The following is a 17,062-nucleotide window of genomic DNA, read 5'->3' on the forward strand; positions in this document are numbered from 1 at the left end:
TTAACTATTTTGTAAAGTTTTTTTCTCGCACCTGCAGAAAGTCCCTCAAATAACAAGGAAAACTCATGCCACAGTCGCGCCTGACCGGAAGCCGAATTCGCGAAAGACGCCTGTATTTAGGCGTGAAGCAGGCTGCCCTTGCGCGTGGGGTTGGAATATCGGCCGCATACCTGAATTTGATTGAACACAACCGCCGCAGAATCGGCGGCAAGCTGTTAAATGATTTGGCCAAGGCCTTGGCCGTCGATCCTGTACAGCTGACCGAAGGGGCAGAGGACGCGCTGGTCGGCACATTGCGCAACGCTGCGGTTCGCGTGCCACAGGCCGGGGCCGAGACTGAAAAGGTAGAGGATTTGGCTGGCCGTTTTCCCGGATGGACAAGTTTGATCGCAGCTCAGCACAGGCGGATAGAGGAACTGGAGTTAACGGTTGAAACCCTGACAGACCGGTTCACCCATGACCCGCAGCTCGCCGCGAGCCTACATGAGGTGATTTCCACCGTGACCGCCATTCGGTCCACCGCCTCTATTCTTTCAGAAGGGCAGGACATCGACCCCGAGTGGCAGGTACGCTTTTTGCGAAATATGCGCGAAGAAAGCCGCCGATTGTCAGATTCCGCACAAGGGTTGGTGGATTATCTCGATACAGGCACCGATCTGGAAACCACCCCCTTGGTGCCGCAAGAAGAGCTGGCGGGGTTTTTGTCAGATCACAACCACCATTTCCCTGCGCTTGAGGATGGGTTTCTCGAATTGGGGGCGCAGATCGCACAATTGGTTTCCGGATCAGAGCGTTTGAAAACGGGTGAGGCGCGGACCCTCGCGGAAGCTTGGTTGGAGCGGTATGTTGAAGATGCGCTGGCCCTGCCGCTGGATCGGTTCCTGCAGGAATGGCGTCGCGTTCCGGGCGATGCCGCGGCCCTTGCCGAAATGTTTGGCCAACCGCTTGATCGGGTGTTGCGCCGCGCAGCCTGTTTGCCTGGCGAAAAAGGCGCGGACGGGAACGGTTCGCGTGGGCCCGGGTTGCTCATTTGCGATGGGGCAGGCGCGATCACCTATCGGCGGCCGGTTTCTGGGTTTGCATTGCCGCGGTTTGGGGCGGGTTGCCCGCATTGGCCGATGTATCACGCATTGGCACGCCCCGGATCGCCGGTTTCGGGTTTGGTGGAGATGGGCGGGCGTACACCAAAACGGTTTTTATGTCTTGCCATCGCCAACACCTTTGGGTCTCCACGCTTTGATGTCCCGCCCTTGATCGAAGTCACCATGCTGATCCTTCCGGAAGATGAAGCCGCACCCTTCGGGGGGCGCGCCGCCAAGGTGGGATCGTCTTGTCGGGTGTGCGCGCTTGCGGATTGCGCGGCGCGGCGTGAACCGTCGATCCTGAGCGATGCGCAATGATGCAGGGAGGCGGATCATAAATGATCAAGTCTTTTGACATGCGGCGCGGATTTTCTCATAGTTGCACGGGGACAGGCGGCGCAGATCGCCTTCTGGGGTAGATCTGGGGAGGAAAATGGACCAAATGAGCGATCAGACGCCTGATCTAAAGACGGGGGGCGATCCCGAACCATCAGCGGCGGTAACGTTGCCGCGGAATGTTTTGGTGATCGAAGATGAACCCAACATTATCGAAGCAATCAGCTTTATCCTCAGCCGCGATGGTTGGGTGGTGGCCACGCATTCGAATGGCGAAACGGCGGTGGAGGCTGTGCTGAAGCTGGGGCCGGATGCCCTGATCCTTGACGTGATGCTGCCGGGGCGGTCGGGATATGATATCTTGCAAGATTTACGTGCGAATGAGACGACGAAGGACCTGCCGGTTCTAATGCTGACCGCGCGTGGTCAGAAAAATGACCGCGAATTGGCCGAGCGCCTTGGGGTGAATAAATTCATGACCAAGCCGTTTTCCAATGCAGAAGTTCTCGAAACTATGCGTGCGCTTGTAGAGGCGTAGGGTCGACATGAATCCCTCTCGTGAACCTTTGTTTCTGGCGCGACAGAATTACCGGCGTCGGCGGATTTCAGATGCCGCACGGTTGCTGCCGTTTCTGGGCGTGATCTTGTTCATGCAACCCCTGTTGGCTGCGGGGCAAGGGGGCAATGGTACGGCTGGCTGGCTGGTCTATGTCTTTGTGGTCTGGGTTGTGTTGATTGTGGTGGCCGCGACTTTGTCGCGACGGCTGGCAAAAACAGGATCAGATGAAGCATCGCCACCGGGGCATGGAGTGGAGGACACGCGTTGATGGCGCTGCCGTTCAACATTCTTGTCCTGGTCTGCCTTGCGTATGTGGTGTTCCTGTTTTTGGTGGCGTTTGGCGCGGACAAACGGGCCAGCCAAGGGGGATCCAACTGGTTGGGTCTGCCGCTGATTTATACCCTGTCGCTGTCTGTTTACTGTACCGCTTGGACCTTCTACGGAGCGGTAGGATATGCCGCGCGTTCGGGGTTGGAATATGTGACAATCTATCTGGGGCCGACATTGGTGATGATTGGCTGGTGGTGGATTTTACGTAAGCTGGTGCGGATTGGCCGCGCGCAGCGGGTGACATCCATCGCGGATCTGATTTCCTCGCGCTATGGAAAGTCAAACGGGCTTGGCGTGCTTGTGACATTGCTCGCTGTCGTTGGGACGACACCTTACATTGCCCTTCAACTTCAATCTGTTACGCTATCTTTTTCTGTTTTTGCGGCGGCCGCCCCCGGTGGGTTCGACGGGGTTGACCTGTCTGCAACCGCCCTTTGGGTGGCGGTTGGGCTTGCGCTTTTCACGATCCTTTTTGGCACTCGAAATCTAGACGCCAATGAACGCCATCACGGTGTTGTCACCGCGATTGCAGTTGAGGCCGTGGTTAAACTGATTGCTCTGATGGCGGTTGGGATCTTTGTGGTGTGGGGCGTGGCTGGCGGCACCACCGAAATTGCCGAGATGATAACAGAAAGCCCTATTTCTAATTGGAATATCAACCCCGGTCGTTGGGCGGGGTTGACCTTTTTGTCGGCTGCCGCATTTCTGACCTTGCCACGGATGTTTCAGGTGCTGGTTGTCGAGAATGTCGATGAGCGCCAATTGGCCACGGCATCTTGGGCTTTCCCAACGTATCTCATGTTGATGAGCCTCTTTGTTGTTCCTATTGCGGTTGCAGGTCTCAATGTTTTGCCGCCAGACGCCAATCCTGATCTTTTCGTGCTGACCTTGCCGCTGCACTACAACCAACAAGGTCTGGCGATGCTGTCGTTCCTGGGGGGCTTCAGTTCCGCGACCTCCATGGTCATCGTGGCGTCGATTGCTTTATCCACGATGGTCTCAAACCACATTGTCATGCCGATTTGGCTGTCGGCCCGCAGGGATGAGGGCGCCACGGTTTCAGGCGATGTGCGCCATCTTGTGTTAACCTCGCGCCGATTGTCGATTGGGGCCGTGTTGTTGCTTGGCTATCTCTACTACTATTTTTCGGGAGGCGGGGCAGAGCTTGCGGCAATTGGCTTGATCTCATTTGCAGGTGTGGCGCAAGTTTTGCCCGCATTGCTGGGGGGGATTGTCTGGCGTGGGGCTGCGCGAAATGGCGCGGCAGTTGGCTTGATCGCGGGGTTTGCGGTCTGGGCCTATACATTGTTTTTGCCCAGCTTTGGCGAGGCTGGGATTATGAGCGCGCAGATGTTGACCAATGGCCCGTGGGGGTTGGAATGGCTGCGGCCTCGTGCGCTCTTTGGTCTGGCGGGGCTTGATCCCGTGGTCCATGCGCTGTTTTGGTCGATGCTGATCAATACTGGGGCATTTATCGTGGTCTCCCTGGTTTCTTTCCCGTCGCCTCTGGAACGCCTGCAGGGGGCGCAATTCGTCAATGTATTTGAACATTCCGCCAGCACCAAAGGCTGGGCACACGCGGGGGCCGAAGCAGAGGACCTATTGATCATGGCGCAACGGATCATGGGGGCAGACGAGGCGCAAACCCTGTTTCAGGCGCAAGCTTCTGATCAGGGGAAAGGTGGGTATCTACCTGATACAACACCAGATTTCATTGCTCGATTAGAGCGTGAACTGGCTGGGTCTGTTGGCGCGGCGACCGCCCATGCAATGGTTGGACAAATAGTCGGTGGGGCGTCTGTTTCGGTTGAGGATTTGATGGCGGTGGCCGATGAAACCCAACAAATGCTAGAGCATTCTTCGCAGCTCGAGGCGCAGCAAAAAGAGCTCACCACCACCGCGCGGCGCTTGTCAGAAGTAAATGAAAAACTGACCCAGCTTTCGATCCAAAAGGATGCGTTTCTTAGCCAGATCAGCCATGAACTCCGGACGCCAATGACCTCGATCCGCGCATTTTCTGAAATCCTGCGCGAAAGCGATCTGGATCATGCGGCACAAGAGAAATATGCCATGATCATTCACGGAGAAGCCGTTCGGTTGACCCGTTTGTTGGATGATCTGCTGGACCTCAGCGTGTTGGAAAACGGACAGGTGCAACTCTATCCACAGCACGAACCATTGTCGTTTGTTTTGGATCGCGCGGTGGCGGCGACCAGTTCGCTGTCTGCCGGGGGTATTGCCATTCGGCGCACCCCCGAGACCGAGGCAATTGGGCTTTATACCGATACAGATCGCCTGGCGCAGGTGTTTATCAATCTTATTGCAAATGCCGCAAAATACTGCGAGGCGCCGGCCCCCTGCCTTGAGATTAACGTCAGCCAGAAGCTCGGTGAATTGCGCATTGATTTTGTCGATAATGGGGGGGGAATTCCGCCCGAAAGCCAAACGGTGATCTTTGAGAAATTCTCGCGCCTGTCAGACCAGGCCGCGGCTGGTGGTGCGGGCTTGGGGCTGGCGATTTGTCGTGAAATTATGGACAAACTTGGCGGCACGGTGACATACCTGCCTGGGCAAAACGGCGCCGCGTTTCGGGTGACCTTGCCTGTCGCAATGTGATTTTCTATAGCAAATGCAATGAAATCACCGGATATTTTCTTAAAATCAACGATTTGTAAACCTTGTCTGGGCAACTTTCAGATCAAGAGTTTCAGGCAGAAAAATGAGCGAACCAAACCGATCAAATGTCAAACGTCGCCTCGCGGGCGAAGGTCGGCCACCCCCCGAAATCGGGCGGGTGACGCCGGAGCTTGCATTGCGTTTGGCGGTGGCGCGCGCTGGTGATGATTGCATGGAAATGGAGGTAATCGCCACTTCTGTCGAAATGTCGCGTTCCGTTTTAACCCCTTTGGTCGAGGGCATCGAGGAACATTCGTTGCTGGCCTTGCTGCAAGGCGAGTGTGGCCGGTTGGGGCTTGCACTTTTCAACCCGCAACTGATGGCCGCATTGATTGAAAAGCAGACAACCGGCCGTGTGGTTCCCAGTCCTGCCGCCCCCCGAGCGCCAACGCGCACTGACGCCATCATGTGCGTTGATTTCTGCAATGCGATTTTGGATCGGTTTCATGCCGAGACATTAGAAGCGAGCTTGCCTGTGGCACCTGCCCTGGCGGGGTTTCAATACGCGATGGCTCTTGAGGATCCGCGGGCGATTCAGATGGCGCTGGAGGATATCCCTTATCGGGTTTTCAATGTCACGATTGACCTGGAGAGAAAATCTAAAGAAGGTCAGATGACACTGGTCATGCCCTACGATTTGCCACGGGCAAAGCCCGCAACCGGCGCATGTGACGCAGGTGATCAAGAGGGGGTAATGGCCGAAATTGCAATGGATACGCAAACCGACATGAACGCCGTGCTTCACCGGGTAGAGATGACATTGGCGGATGTTACGGCCTTGACGGTTGGGGCGCAGATATCCGTGCCGCGTGATGCGGTTGTCCGGGTCATGCTTGAAGACATTTTTGGCGAAAAAATCAGCCTTGGTCGCCTCGGCGCAACGGCTGGACATCGCGCTGTTTGTGTGAATTTGACTGCGGATCCCAATGCCGAAACCGACTTTGCAGGCAGTGGGGCTGCAATGATGGAGCCTATGACAGCAAGCGCTGCCGTTGCGATGCCAGAAACCTCAAATATGATGGCCAATGCCACCGATCTAGGTGGTGGCGAACTGGCAGCTGCCCCCTTATCGGCAGCGCCAGAAATGATGGACCTACCCGATCTAGCGGAGCTTCCTGATTTGCCGCCGATGGGCGGTGTGGATGCGCCTGACCTGCCGCCGCTCGAAGGACTGGGGGATCTTTCCAATTTACCGGACCTTTCGGATCTAAGCCTGACGGATTGAGAAGAATAACGCAAAGGCAGTTGGTGATGGGTACAAAGCCGCGGGCGTGATCCAGTCGGCGAATACATCGCTATATCCTTGACCTGTATCAATGCCCCTAATCCATCGGGGTGTCAGCATCGATTTGAAAGGAGATCTGCGATGATCAATACGGAGAAATTTCGCAAGACCTTGCAAAAAAGGCTGCAGGAACTTGATGTACGCCTTCACGGCATTGAAGATGAATTAGACAGCCATCAGTCAAAAGATTGGGAAGAACTGGCCGTTGAACGGGAAGAGGAAGAGGTCCTCGAAGGGTTGGGGACGTCCGGGCAAGACGAAATTGTTAAAATCCGCGCAGCACTTCGCAGGATCGACGAGGGCGAGTTCGGGATTTGTGTCAAATGTTGTGACGAGATTTCGGAGGAACGATTGGCTGTGGTTCCCCATACGCCGTATTGTCAGAAGTGTGCATAGTCTGCGCCACCTCATAATGCTTTCTGTGTGACACATCTGCTGCATTATCGACCGGTTGGTCGGTAAAGTTGCGGGGCACGCGCACCGTGCATTGACTTTTGCAAAGAAAATCCCCCCTTTTGGGAACAAATAAGGAGAGGATGATGAGCGAAGCTGTCACTTGTGAAGTCCTAGATGGGGTGGCCATTCTGACTATGGACAATCCACCCGTAAACGCGCTTGGCCATGCGGTGCGCGAAGGGTTGTGGACCCATCTTGGGGCAATTGCACAAGATGACACTGTGCGCGCAGTGATCCTTCGTGCCGAGGGGCGGACCTTTCCGGCGGGCGCGGATGTGCGTGAGTTTGGCTCTCCACGGGCTGCACCGATCCTTTCTCAGGTCTGTGATCGGTTGGAAGCTTGCTCCAAGCCTGTGATCGCTGAAATCCATGGCACGGCCCTCGGCGGAGGATTAGAGTTGGCTTTGGCCTGCCATTTTCGCCTTGCAGACAAGTCCGCCAAAATGGGCCTTCCCGAAGTGAATTTGGGCGTGTTGCCGGGCGGTGGAGGTACGCAGCGCTTGCCGCGTCTGGTCGGCGCAGAGGTGGCATTGGACATGATGCTTTCGGGCAAACCCGTTCATGCGCAGCAGGCCGAAGCAACGGGGTTGATCGACAAAGCCGTAAACAAGAACCTGCGCCAAGCCACGATGGCAACCGCGCGTAATTTGATCGCGCATAATGCGGGGCCACGCCCGACGCGCGCGCAAACAGTGGGGCTTGGGGATCCTGCGGGTTTTGCCACAGCTGTCGCCGCTGCGCGCACCCGGCATGCAACCACGCAACGCGTTAACATTGCGCGTATCATCAACTGTGTAGAAGCGGCAAGTTTGCTGCCGTTTGAGGTCGGACTAGCGATGGAGCGCCAGGCCTTTGATGAGCTTGAAACTGGCCCCCAAGCTGTGGCTCTGCGCCACGCATTTTTTGCTGAGCGCCGTGCCGCAAAAATTCCCGAGCGAGAAGGGGCGACGCTGCGTGAGGTGAAAACAATAGGAGTTGTTGGGGCAGGGACCATGGGGTCCGGCATCGCGATATCCTGCCTCGACGCGGGCTTTCCTGTCACCCTCCTTGAACGCAATTCCGAAGGCCTAGAGGCGGGGCTTGCCAAGATCCGCACCAATTATGAAAACTCCGTGGCGAAGGGGCGCATCGATGCGCAAACTCAGTCAGATCGGATGGCGCGGCTGACCGGCAGTACAGACATGCAAGACCTGGGTGCTGTGGATCTGGTCATTGAGGCCGTGTTTGAGGATGAGACAGTGAAGCGTGATGTCTTCGCGCAATTGGATCAGGTCATGCGCTCTGGCGCGATCTTGGCGACCAACACCTCATATTTGGATATTGATGCGCTGGCAGCGACGATTTCCCGCCCAGAAGATGTGGTTGGATATCACTTTTTCTCGCCCGCCCACATCATGAAATTGCTTGAGGTGGTGGTAGGGTCCAAGACTGATCCTAATGTCGTGGCCACGGGGTTTGCCTTGGCTAAAAAACTACGAAAGGTCCCAGTGCGAGCCGGAGTGGCTGATGGGTTTATTGGCAATCGTATTTTGGCGGCTTATCGATTGGCAGCGGATTTTATGGTCGAAGATGGCGCAACCCCTGCGCAAATTGATCACGCAATGCGAGTTTATGGATTTCCGCTGGGCCCATATCAGGTGCTGGATATGGCTGGGTTGGATATTTCCTGGGCGCGGCGCAAACGCCTTGCGGCGGTGCGGAACCCGAAAGATCGGTATGTCGCTATCGGTGATAAGATTTGTGAAAAGGGCTGGTTCGGCCAGAAAACCGGCCGAGGATATTACGTTTACGGCGGCGAAAATGGCCCAATCGAAAACCCTGATGTTTTGGCGATTATTGATGCCGAGCGACTGGAAAAAGGGATTGCCCCTCGCAGCTTTTCTGACGATGAAATCCAAATGCGCTGTGTTGCGGCGATGGCCAATGAAGGCGCGCGACTTTTGGATGAAGCTGTGGCCTTGCGCCCGTCGGATATCGATGTGGTTGAGCTTTATGGCTATGGGTACCCGCGACATCGCGGAGGTCCGATGATGGCGGCGGATCAGCTGGGGCTGCTGACTGTAGAAAATGCGCTAAAATCTTATCAGCCCGAAGAACGCCAATTTTGGTCTCCGAGCCCTCTTTTTGCGGAGTTGATCAAAAATGGTCGGCATTTTTCTGATTTGAATGAGCAATAGCGCCGAGAAACGCTCTCTGTCAGCGGGGGGGTCAGGACAGTGTGACCCCGAGGATCACACACATCAGGCCCAGCACCGACAGGGCCATGGCCCCCATATTCAGCACCATCGCTTTTTGAATGCGCGCCCGCAAAGCCGCATCCTCTAGGCCGGCGCGTTTGGCTTTCATCACCTTCACGGCGCTGAGAACCAATCCGACCAGCCCAATAAAAGACACAACTGCGCCAACAATGATCAGCCATTCCATAGACACACCTCATCTCTTTGACAGGTTTCGTGCGACCCAGAGTGGCGGTGTCATACGAAACAATTTGGTGAGAATGCGCCTAACCTGCAAGTGTCGCGTGCGCAACCCCTTGAAGGGCGGCAAGGTTCTGGTTAGTCATGGTCCGCAACGCCAATAGACGCCCGAGAGGATAATATGGACGATCAAAATTCTGACATGAGTTACCGAGTGACTGCCGACGAACTTCGCCAGTTTATCGAGCGTTTTGAACGGCTTGAAATGGAAAAGAAAGACATTGCTGAACAGCAAAAAGAGGTCATGGCCGAAGCCAAGGGGCGTGGCTATGACACAAAGGTTATGCGTAAAGTGATTGCACTGCGTAAGCGCGACAAAGATGATATTGCCGAAGAAGAAGCGGTACTTGAAATGTATAAAGAAGCGCTTGGTATGTAAAATGCTCCGCCTTTTGTGCTATGAACAGCCCGCTTTTTGCGGGCTTTTCTATGCGCCCTATACGCTGATCAAACTCACGCCAGAGATGGATTTGATCTCGCGCATATCCTCATCATAGGTTTGCGAGAGTTCTTCCATCAGATCTTCTGTCCAGCCCGGCAGCGTAATTTCCTCGTTGACTTCGTCATCAAGCGCAAACTTATCCAAAAAGGCCGCCAACACCCGCCGACGTTGGATTTCGTTGTGGATTGGGTGCGTGTCGAGATACGCCTTAAGGCGCTGCATGCCCTCTTTGGCCATGATTTGATGCAAGACATCCAGGCCGCCCTGCAACCGGACATGAGGGTCAAGGCCGGTCACCTCGTGTAAGATTTCCGGCCAGACCAACGGCGTATCCTCGTTGCACCAGACCGTGATTGGGCAGTCTGGCGTGGCCTCGCGCATCGCATGAAGCGTGTCTGACCAATAAAGTTGGCGTGGATCCACGCCATTTAAAAGCTGTGCCAAGCGGTCTTCGGGGACTTTTGCCGCAAGGGCAGGGATCAAGGTGGCGATATCGCGCATCCCCATGAAAAACTCCACCTGATGCATCGGGAACAGGTTGCGCAGCCGCATTGTATTTCGTTCTGCGAGCGGGTAGAGCATCCCGCCCTCAAGCGCCCGGAAGGGCGCGCCGAGAAAGTTCTCATGGCCAAAGATGATCCTATCGGCGTTTTCCAAGTCAACAAAATGCTCTATTAGCATTTCTTGGGTATCTAAGTCGGCCTTTTCACCGTTCAACTTATTTAGAGCATCCGCAAGAATGCCCCGATAACGACTGGGACCGGGCACGCACACACCTTCTTCTGCCAAGAGGCCTGCGTTTTTCAGCAGCGATCGCAGCAATTGCTCGTCATCCGTGCAATGTGCGCCGATGTGAAAAGAGAACTTCATCTTGGTCTGTGTCCTGTTGGTTTCTTATCCAAACATATGGGGCTTTTCTGGACAGATAAACCACAATTGGGTTATGGGCAGGGGATGACCAAGCAAAAGACTCGAGTTAACGCGCAGCCAGCGCCAAAAATGGGCGCCAGCTGGTGGCCTAATTCGTGGTCCGTTGGCGCAGGTGCGATTGTGGTGTTGGTCTTAATGCCTATCCTGTCAATCCTGTGGATGGCTCTGACGCCTGTTGAAAACGCATGGCCACATCTGATGGCGACCACATTGCCGCGCTATGCGGTCAACACCTTGGTGATGTGTCTTTCGGTGGGTGGATTGTCTGCGGCGATCGGCATGGGATCGGCCTGGATGCTGACAATGTATCGGTTTTGGGGCTCGCGGTGGTTGCAGTGGTTGTTGCTCACCCCGCTGGCCATCCCTGCCTATGTGGGGGCCTATGCGTTGGTGGATTTTCTGGAATATGCGGGCCCCGTTCAATCTGCGTTGCGTGAGGTTTTTGGCTGGCAATCCTCGCGAGAGTATTGGTTCCCGGAAATCCGCTCGCGTTGGGCGGCCATTGTGGTCCTCACGGCGGCCCTCAATCCATATGTGTTCTTGCTGGCGCGAACCGCGTTGAGGGAACAGTCAGGGGATGCATACGAGGTGGCGCGTGCGCTCGGCGCAGGGCCGTTTGCTCGATTTTGGCGGGTGGGCCTGCCGCTGGCGCGCCCTGCCTGCGCCGCGGGTGTTGCGATTGTGATGATGGAAACTGTATCCGATTTTGGTGTGGTGGATTTCTTTGCGGTGCAAACCTTGACCACCGGAATCTTTTCGATCTGGCTTGAAAGCCATAATGCTGGCGGTGCCGCGCAGATTGCTCTGGTAATTTTGGGGTTTGTGTTTTTGCTCGCCGCCTTGGAAAAAGTCAGCCGTTCGCGCAGCCGTTTTTATCGGATGTCACGCCAAAGCAGGCCGGTCACGGCGCGCCGACTTGCGGGCCCCTACGCCGCTATTGCTCTGTTTTTCTGCGCCGTCCCTTTTGTGGTCGGTTTTGTGTTACCCGTAGGCGTTTTGCTCTTCCATGCAATTAACAAGCCGGAATACTGGTTCTCAAACGGGTTGCTGTCGGCATTGTGGCACACGCTTGCCGTAGGGGGGGCTGCGGCTGTTATCACCGTCTTGGGCGCGCTGTTCTTGGTCTATGGCGTCAGAATGTCTGGCCGCATGTTGCCGCGCAAACTGATGCCACTGACCACGATTGGATATGCGGCACCTGGGGCAGTTTTGGGGGTGGGTATCTTGATCCCCATGGCTGCCGCTGACAACACGCTGGCCGATGGGGTTTTGGCGCTGACGGGATGGGACCCGGGTCTTCTGATGACAGGAACCGCATTTGCCGTGGTCTATGCCTACTGCGTGCGATTCTTCGCAATAGCACAAGGTGCGACGGATGCAGCGTTTGAACGAATTTCGCCAAGCCTTCCAATGGCGGCTCGCTCGCTTGGGCGCAGCGCAAAAGGGGCTTTGTTAGAAGTTTATATCCCGCTGATCCGGGGATCCGTGGGGACCGCACTGTTGTTGGTTTTCGTCGATAGCGTGAAAGAACTGCCCGCCACATTGCTGCTGAGACCCTTTAATTACGGGACCTTGGCGACGCGTGTGTACGAGCAAGCATCGCTGGAGCAACTCGAACAAGCGGCCCCCCCCGCGATCATGGTGATCGCCGTCGGCCTCGCTGCTGTCGCTTTTATGGCCAAGGCGGGAAAATAGACTTGAACCCCGGCGCAGAGTTTCGTAAACGACCCAAAGTGCCCCTATAGCTCAGCTGGTAGAGCAACTGATTTGTAATCAGTAGGTCCGCGGTTCGAGTCCGTGTGGGGGCACCATTCAATCCTTAAGTATCTGAAATTAATGGGATATTTTGAATTGTGGACCGCGTTGGGCTGGTCTGTGGTCCACATTACCAACCGAATCCTGAAATCGACTTCATAGCTTCAGCTGCCATTGCGCGACGCTCTGCCCCTTTTGTGTAAATTGCTGACGTGCTTGGTTGGGTGTGAGAAAGAACCGCCATAATCTGGTGTTCACTGCATCCCTCTTCTGCCAGTAGTTCAGCAAGCGCCTTTCTCACCCCATGTGATGACCGCCCTTTCAGCCCCGCTTCGTCACAGCGTTTGCGAAGCCAATTTCTATAGCTGTCTGCGTTCTTAAATGGCTTCCCGTGTTCACTGAGGATGTAAGCATCCCCAATGCGGGCCACGGCAGTTATGGCATCACGTAACGGTTTTGCCATTGGGATTTCGACATATGCAGCGCCGCGCTTTTTGGGTTGCCACCCTAGCCAACGCACCTCGTGACTGCTGAACTCTTGCCCGCGACCAAGCCAAATAGCATCATTTGACCTTGCAGCGGTAAACATGTGCAGAGTTAGAGCTAGGTGGGCCATAGTGCCTTGTGGGTGGCGCTCTTTGAAATTCCTTAAATCCTCCGCTGTCCAAGGGGTTGCGCCGCCTTGGCTACGGTGGATCTTCTTAATTCCAACAAGGGGGTTTACCTCTGCGTGGCCGGAATCGCATGCCCAATGATACATCGACCTGGCCGCTTTGATCATGTTGTCAGCTTCAGCTGGAGTAGCAGCTCTTGCGTCTCGGACTTTAACGAAAGCGGCAGTAGGGGCGTTCAGGCTCATTTCGCCATAGAGATCGTCGCTGTCTGTCTTGTGTTGGCATAGTCGAGTTAACAAGCTTTTGCGTTGGCGCAAAGTGGCAGGAGAGGCTTGTTTTGCTGCAACCATTTTCTCTAGGTGCAGTAGGTACTTGTCGGTTAGCCATTTGATAGATTGGCGAACCGCCAGTGAAGCAGGTTCATATTCCAGTTCGATACCGGCGCGTGCGCTCCAGTAGTGTTCAGAGAATTTTGGGTGGTCGAGATCCACGTTGATGCGTATTTTTCGGTTTGGAAAGCCTTCAACGCGCACCCTAAGGCGCTGCTTTCCTGATTTCAAAGTTTCCACTGTCAATCCGGGAAAGTTCTTGCGCATGTTATCTACCATTGCTTCGGTCCCTGATCTTTACGCTTTTTGGGGGCTTCGTCTACAGGGCAGCAAATCTTAATGGTGCCGTCCGGGCCAATTTCAACTGCGGATATCGCTAAATCACACGCCTTAGCAGCTTCAACTGCGCGTGTGATTTCCGCTTTTGTGAACCGTGTTGCTGCCATGTTTTTTCTCTCTCGGAACGAAACTAGGTCAAGACATCGTCGATGTTGGCCAGGTGCGGGGTATTGGCCAATTCAAGCAGCGCGTCTGCATGACATGGCTGATCCAGCGGGCACCAGCACACCAAGTCTTTGCCCCGCAGTTCTTCAAGGTGATCCAAATGCGTCTGGACTACTGGAAGACCGCGCTGCATAGCATTGGTGAAAAAGCTCACACACAGGGAACGCATCTTTTCGTCGGTGCCGATGTGTCCTGAAGTGCGCGTTCCCTCTATCGTCCAAGGGTTCCCAAACTTGCTGGTGCGATCCACAATCACCGCGTCCTCGGGTTTGCGCCATCCCTTAGTGCGTTTGCGCTGGATGCGTTTTGGGTGGTCGGTCATGCTGCTTTCCTTTGCTCAATGTCTTGAAGTACGTGATTGGTCCATTGCGCGGCGGCGGCGGTCATCATCTCGACCGAGCTACGGCTGCGTTGTTTTGCGCGATTTGGACCGGGGGGCATGCGATGGATGCGGTTCCACCTTTTCCATTCGTCGCTGTCGCGCTCAGGCTCGATCAGGCGATCGGTTTCTTGAAGTTCGGGCAGGTCGCGCAAGTACCAGCCTGTTTGCTTGTAGGTCGGGTCGCCAAACCAAAATGGCTGCGTCATGTGTGGTGCCGGTAGGTCGTGTGGCATGCGTTCCTTGGCGAGGTCGTTCATCACCGGGTTCTCGATGGCCACATGCGCGATGGGCGCGGTCCAGCATGCGGTGAACACATCAACGCCAAGCTCGAATTCGTCCCGCATGGATTGCAGGGTGCGCCCTTTGGGGAGCAGCTTGGGCTGGGTCCACTTTCCTGGACCTGACATCCAGCGGCGACCGGACCGACACAGGCGGGTGCAGGGTGGATGCATGACCACCAACAGGTCCCAACCTTCATTCAGGATGCCGTCGCGCACGTCACAAACGATATGGCGGTTTGAGCGGTCTTCTGCGGGCAGCAAGTCACAGGACCAAACGTCAATGTCAGCGCCGATGCGCGCCGCGTGTGCCTCAAGGGCGCGGCGGGCGATGCCGCTTTCTTCGCATGCGACTAGAGCTTTAAGCATTGCAGCCCCCTGTGATTTGTGAGGAGGTTTGGTCGTCGGTTTTTCCTAAGACTTCCAACGCCAGCTTGCGCATCCGGCTGTCGTCTTTCTGGCGTGCTTCCATGCCAAGTGTCGGGTCGGTGATTCCGCGACTTTGGTCAGATTTGATGCCAAGAATGTCCATAATGATGGGGTCACTACCGCCGTTTGTATGCAGGTAGTGGGCTGTGACCTGTTTGGTTTGACCGGGGCGGCGCAATCTGCCAACCACTTGTTTGTGCACCTGTGGTGACCAGTCCAGTTCCCCAAACACTACGTCGCTGCAGTATTCCTGAAGCCCATCAAGGCCCGCGCCTGAACGTAAAGAGATCATCATCACGCGGCTGTCGCCGTTGATGAACGCCTCAACATTGCGGCGCTTCTTGGCGGGGCTTTCTGTGCCTGTGTAAAGGACGGGTGTGTGATGTTTCAGATGGGCCTGCCAAACGTCATAAACATCACGATGCCACCCGGCCAAAAGCACGCGTGGGGCGTCCTGAAGGAGAAGATCCACGTATCCCGCAACTGCACTGGCTTTTGCCATGCCGGTCTTCATTCGCATCATCATGTCAAGTTCACGGGCGGCTTGGCCGCGTTCAACAAAGCGACCTTCCAAAACTTTCTGCGCCAGCGTGCGCGCCAGTTCGTCAACAGCAACGGCGGCGTCTTCGTTCCAATCCACTTCCCAATCAACTGTGTTTAGTGGTGGGATTTGTGCTTTGACTGTTTCGTCATGTTCGGTCCGGCGCAAAAAGAAGCCTTTGTCGCGCATATAGGTGCCAAGCGCAGAAGGGTCTTTGACCAGTTTTCCTGAACACCATTCACGCGAAAATTCAGTTCGGTCGCCAAGTAAGTCTGGCGCAATGAACTGCATGATTTCAAAGATTTCATCGCCGTAGTTGTAGATTGGCGTGGCGGTCAGGCCCTGCACTACGTTTGCGCATGCGCTTAGAACTGCGGCGGCATGACCTTTCATGGTCTCGGTGCCTTTGCGCAGTTCCTGCACCTCGTCATAAAACACTGACTTGAATAGCGCGGTGTTGATGACATCGATCCACCCGGCAATGCGCGAATAGGTGAAGATATAGACATCGGCTATCGGCAGGTCATAAGGCTTAGTGCCTTTGATGATGTGTGTGGTCAGGTGGGTGAATTCTTCGATGCGGTCTGCCCATTGCTGCGCCAAGTGAGTTTGCACAACAACAGCAGCAGGCAACGGTGCGCCGGTTGTCATCGTGGCGCATGCAGAAATGGTTTTACCCAATCCAAGATCATCCCCCAAAAGCAGGTTGGGGTTTTGAAGGGTCAGGGCCGCTGCCTGCAGCTGATACCCATATGGGGATTTGTTGTCGCGAAACCCTGTGTTCGTCGGCGGGGTCCAATTGGGCAGCAGAATGCGTTCCCGATCAGCTGCGCGTTGGGTGAGGCGTTGCTGGCCCTCATGCAGCCGGACAGCGTCTTGTTGGCTGTGCTGCAGTGGATAGCGTTGCATGAACCAAGACAGGTCGGCGCGATTTTCGTCTGTGTCTGCCAGAACTGGTTCGGTCGCGCCTTTAAAGACCTTTGGAAAGACACGCTTCAGTGCAATTGCTACGTGGGGTTGCAGCCCAAGCATGCGCCAAGCGCTGTGTGTGTCGTCAAATTCCAGATTGCCGTAGTGCATCACAACGAAGCCCTCCCGCTGGATACGAGAAAAAGCGGCTTGCCATTTAAGGTTACTGGAAGCCCGGTGAATGTGCCGGTCACCAAAATCAATGCATTTACATCAGGGTGGTCGGCGTATCTGGCCAACTGTCGATGGATTTGGCGGCGGGCGCAGCGGGTTTTTACCTCGATCCCAATGCCTCCTTGCACCATGAAATCAATCCGGTTGCTGCTGCCCATACGGAGTTCGCGTTCAAAGGGGAATGCGTGATCCGTCAGTGCTTGTTCTACGGCATCCTGCATTGCTGCTTCTGTGGATACGGGTAATGGGATGCCACGTAGCACGCGAGTAACGAGCTCTGGTGTGGGAAATGCGTCAGGCATAGGTCTTGTTGCTCCAGTAGTATTTACGGGCGTCTGCAAGCTGCAGGGCGTAGACTTCGTGTTCTGTGAAGGCGATGCGCCCGGTACCGTTGCAGTGGTTGCAGGGTGGTGCTTCCTTTGATCCCAATGCGCGCCGCTGGCGGTCAGCTTCGCGGCGCAATTCACATGCGGGGCAGGTCTTGCCGTTGCCGTGAAGTGTTGGGTCTGGCATT

General features: G+C 55.4%; 17 protein-coding genes and 1 tRNA gene. 10 read left to right on the plus strand and 8 right to left on the minus strand.

Features of this window, described 5'->3' with window-relative positions; all coding sequences use genetic code 11:
- Positions 1-65: 65 nt before the first annotated feature.
- The 7 genes from KKW20_RS03000 to KKW20_RS03030 all read left to right on the plus strand — a co-directional run bounded on the left by KKW20_RS03000 (position 66) and on the right by KKW20_RS03030 (position 8,901).
- Positions 66-1,400: an XRE family transcriptional regulator gene (locus tag KKW20_RS03000; protein WP_214565906.1), complete on the plus strand. Its 1,335-nt coding sequence runs from the start codon at positions 66-68 to the stop codon at positions 1,398-1,400.
- 187 nt (positions 1,401-1,587) lie between these two features.
- Complete coding sequence (locus KKW20_RS03005) at positions 1,588-1,956, plus strand: response regulator transcription factor (protein ID WP_214566076.1); 369 nt, start codon at positions 1,588-1,590, stop codon at positions 1,954-1,956.
- 7 nt (positions 1,957-1,963) lie between these two features.
- Complete coding sequence (locus KKW20_RS03010; protein ID WP_214565908.1) at positions 1,964-2,245, plus strand: hypothetical protein; 282 nt, start codon at positions 1,964-1,966, stop codon at positions 2,243-2,245.
- The gene (locus tag KKW20_RS03015) at positions 2,245-4,923 is read left to right on the plus strand and encodes an ATP-binding protein (protein WP_246534402.1); all 2,679 of its coding nucleotides are present in this window, start codon (positions 2,245-2,247) and stop codon (positions 4,921-4,923) included. The genes KKW20_RS03010 and KKW20_RS03015 overlap by 1 nt, the downstream gene beginning before the upstream one ends.
- A 103-nt stretch (positions 4,924-5,026) precedes the next feature.
- Positions 5,027-6,208: a FliM/FliN family flagellar motor switch protein gene (locus tag KKW20_RS03020; RefSeq protein WP_214565909.1), complete on the plus strand. Its 1,182-nt coding sequence runs from the start codon at positions 5,027-5,029 to the stop codon at positions 6,206-6,208.
- 141 nt (positions 6,209-6,349) lie between these two features.
- Positions 6,350-6,664 (plus strand): TraR/DksA family transcriptional regulator, encoded by a 315-nt coding sequence (locus KKW20_RS03025; RefSeq protein ID WP_214565910.1) that lies wholly within the window; start codon positions 6,350-6,352, stop codon positions 6,662-6,664.
- Positions 6,665-6,807: 143 nt separating this feature from the next.
- Positions 6,808-8,901, plus strand: a complete 2,094-nt coding sequence (locus KKW20_RS03030) for a 3-hydroxyacyl-CoA dehydrogenase NAD-binding domain-containing protein (protein ID WP_214565911.1) — start codon at positions 6,808-6,810, stop codon at positions 8,899-8,901.
- 31 nt (positions 8,902-8,932) lie between these two features.
- Here the strand turns inward: KKW20_RS03030 and KKW20_RS03035 are convergent, their stop codons facing one another.
- On the minus strand, positions 8,933-9,148 hold the full coding sequence (locus tag KKW20_RS03035; protein ID WP_214565912.1) for a hypothetical protein: 216 nt from the start codon (positions 9,146-9,148) through the stop codon (positions 8,933-8,935).
- A gap of 174 nt (positions 9,149-9,322) precedes the next feature.
- Between KKW20_RS03035 and KKW20_RS03040 the strand changes: the two genes are divergently transcribed.
- A complete protein-coding gene (locus KKW20_RS03040; RefSeq protein WP_214565913.1) occupies positions 9,323-9,580 on the plus strand; it encodes a DUF2312 domain-containing protein in 258 nt (85 codons plus the stop codon).
- A gap of 57 nt (positions 9,581-9,637) precedes the next feature.
- On the opposite strand, the gene KKW20_RS03045 is transcribed toward KKW20_RS03040, so the two are convergent.
- Entirely contained in the window at positions 9,638-10,513 is an 876-nt protein-coding gene (locus KKW20_RS03045; protein ID WP_214565914.1) for a hypothetical protein, read from the minus strand.
- 195 nt (positions 10,514-10,708) lie between these two features.
- On the opposite strand from KKW20_RS03045, the gene KKW20_RS03050 reads away from it, so the two are divergent.
- Both KKW20_RS03050 and KKW20_RS03055 read left to right on the plus strand, forming a co-directional pair.
- Positions 10,709-12,268, plus strand: a complete 1,560-nt coding sequence (locus tag KKW20_RS03050; RefSeq protein WP_246534403.1) for an ABC transporter permease — start codon at positions 10,709-10,711, stop codon at positions 12,266-12,268.
- A 40-nt stretch (positions 12,269-12,308) separates the two neighbouring features.
- A tRNA-Thr gene (locus tag KKW20_RS03055) sits at positions 12,309-12,384 on the plus strand.
- Positions 12,385-12,458: 74 nt separating this feature from the next.
- On the opposite strand, the gene KKW20_RS03060 is transcribed toward KKW20_RS03055, so the two are convergent.
- The 6 genes from KKW20_RS03060 to KKW20_RS03085 form a co-directional block, all read right to left on the minus strand.
- Positions 12,459-13,550 (minus strand): tyrosine-type recombinase/integrase, encoded by a 1,092-nt coding sequence (locus KKW20_RS03060; protein WP_214565918.1) that lies wholly within the window; start codon positions 13,548-13,550, stop codon positions 12,459-12,461.
- Positions 13,551-13,740: 190 nt separating this feature from the next.
- The gene (locus KKW20_RS03065; protein ID WP_214565920.1) at positions 13,741-14,097 is read right to left on the minus strand and encodes a DUF4326 domain-containing protein; all 357 of its coding nucleotides are present in this window, start codon (positions 14,095-14,097) and stop codon (positions 13,741-13,743) included.
- On the minus strand, positions 14,094-14,804 hold the full coding sequence (locus tag KKW20_RS03070) for a hypothetical protein (protein ID WP_214565922.1): 711 nt from the start codon (positions 14,802-14,804) through the stop codon (positions 14,094-14,096). The genes KKW20_RS03065 and KKW20_RS03070 overlap by 4 nt, the downstream gene beginning before the upstream one ends.
- Complete coding sequence (locus tag KKW20_RS03075) at positions 14,797-16,485, minus strand: SNF2-related protein (protein ID WP_214565924.1); 1,689 nt, start codon at positions 16,483-16,485, stop codon at positions 14,797-14,799. Before KKW20_RS03075 ends, KKW20_RS03070 begins: the two co-directional genes overlap by 8 nt.
- Complete coding sequence (locus KKW20_RS03080; RefSeq protein WP_214565925.1) at positions 16,485-16,850, minus strand: hypothetical protein; 366 nt, start codon at positions 16,848-16,850, stop codon at positions 16,485-16,487. The genes KKW20_RS03075 and KKW20_RS03080 overlap by 1 nt, the downstream gene beginning before the upstream one ends.
- On the minus strand, positions 16,843-17,061 hold the full coding sequence (locus KKW20_RS03085) for a hypothetical protein (RefSeq protein ID WP_214565926.1): 219 nt from the start codon (positions 17,059-17,061) through the stop codon (positions 16,843-16,845). The genes KKW20_RS03080 and KKW20_RS03085 overlap by 8 nt, the downstream gene beginning before the upstream one ends.
- Position 17,062: the final 1 nt, after the last annotated feature.

It is taken from the genome of Aliiroseovarius lamellibrachiae, from assembly GCF_018599245.1.
GTDB lineage: Bacteria > Pseudomonadota > Alphaproteobacteria > Rhodobacterales > Rhodobacteraceae > Aliiroseovarius > Aliiroseovarius lamellibrachiae.

Bases quoted from the DNA above. Each gene is read 5' to 3' on its own strand.
- KKW20_RS03060 (WP_214565918.1), bottom strand. From the start codon at position 13,550: ATGGTAGATAACATGCGCAAGAACTTTCCCGGATTGACAGTGGAAACT.
- KKW20_RS03000 (WP_214565906.1), top strand. From the start codon at position 66: ATGCCACAGTCGCGCCTGACCGGAAGCCGAATTCGCGAAAGACGCCTG.
- KKW20_RS03045 (WP_214565914.1), bottom strand. From the start codon at position 10,513: ATGAAGTTCTCTTTTCACATCGGCGCACATTGCACGGATGACGAGCAA.
- KKW20_RS03010 (WP_214565908.1), top strand. From the start codon at position 1,964: ATGAATCCCTCTCGTGAACCTTTGTTTCTGGCGCGACAGAATTACCGG.
- KKW20_RS03015 (WP_246534402.1), top strand. From the start codon at position 2,245: ATGGCGCTGCCGTTCAACATTCTTGTCCTGGTCTGCCTTGCGTATGTG.
- KKW20_RS03025 (WP_214565910.1), top strand. From the start codon at position 6,350: ATGATCAATACGGAGAAATTTCGCAAGACCTTGCAAAAAAGGCTGCAG.
- KKW20_RS03085 (WP_214565926.1), bottom strand. From the start codon at position 17,061: ATGCCAGACCCAACACTTCACGGCAACGGCAAGACCTGCCCCGCATGT.
- KKW20_RS03040 (WP_214565913.1), top strand. From the start codon at position 9,323: ATGGACGATCAAAATTCTGACATGAGTTACCGAGTGACTGCCGACGAA.
- KKW20_RS03030 (WP_214565911.1), top strand. From the start codon at position 6,808: ATGAGCGAAGCTGTCACTTGTGAAGTCCTAGATGGGGTGGCCATTCTG.
- KKW20_RS03035 (WP_214565912.1), bottom strand. From the start codon at position 9,148: ATGGAATGGCTGATCATTGTTGGCGCAGTTGTGTCTTTTATTGGGCTG.
- KKW20_RS03065 (WP_214565920.1), bottom strand. From the start codon at position 14,097: ATGACCGACCACCCAAAACGCATCCAGCGCAAACGCACTAAGGGATGG.
- KKW20_RS03075 (WP_214565924.1), bottom strand. From the start codon at position 16,485: ATGCACTACGGCAATCTGGAATTTGACGACACACACAGCGCTTGGCGC.
- KKW20_RS03070 (WP_214565922.1), bottom strand. From the start codon at position 14,804: ATGCTTAAAGCTCTAGTCGCATGCGAAGAAAGCGGCATCGCCCGCCGC.
- KKW20_RS03080 (WP_214565925.1), bottom strand. From the start codon at position 16,850: ATGCCTGACGCATTTCCCACACCAGAGCTCGTTACTCGCGTGCTACGT.
- KKW20_RS03020 (WP_214565909.1), top strand. From the start codon at position 5,027: ATGAGCGAACCAAACCGATCAAATGTCAAACGTCGCCTCGCGGGCGAA.
- KKW20_RS03050 (WP_246534403.1), top strand. From the start codon at position 10,709: ATGCCTATCCTGTCAATCCTGTGGATGGCTCTGACGCCTGTTGAAAAC.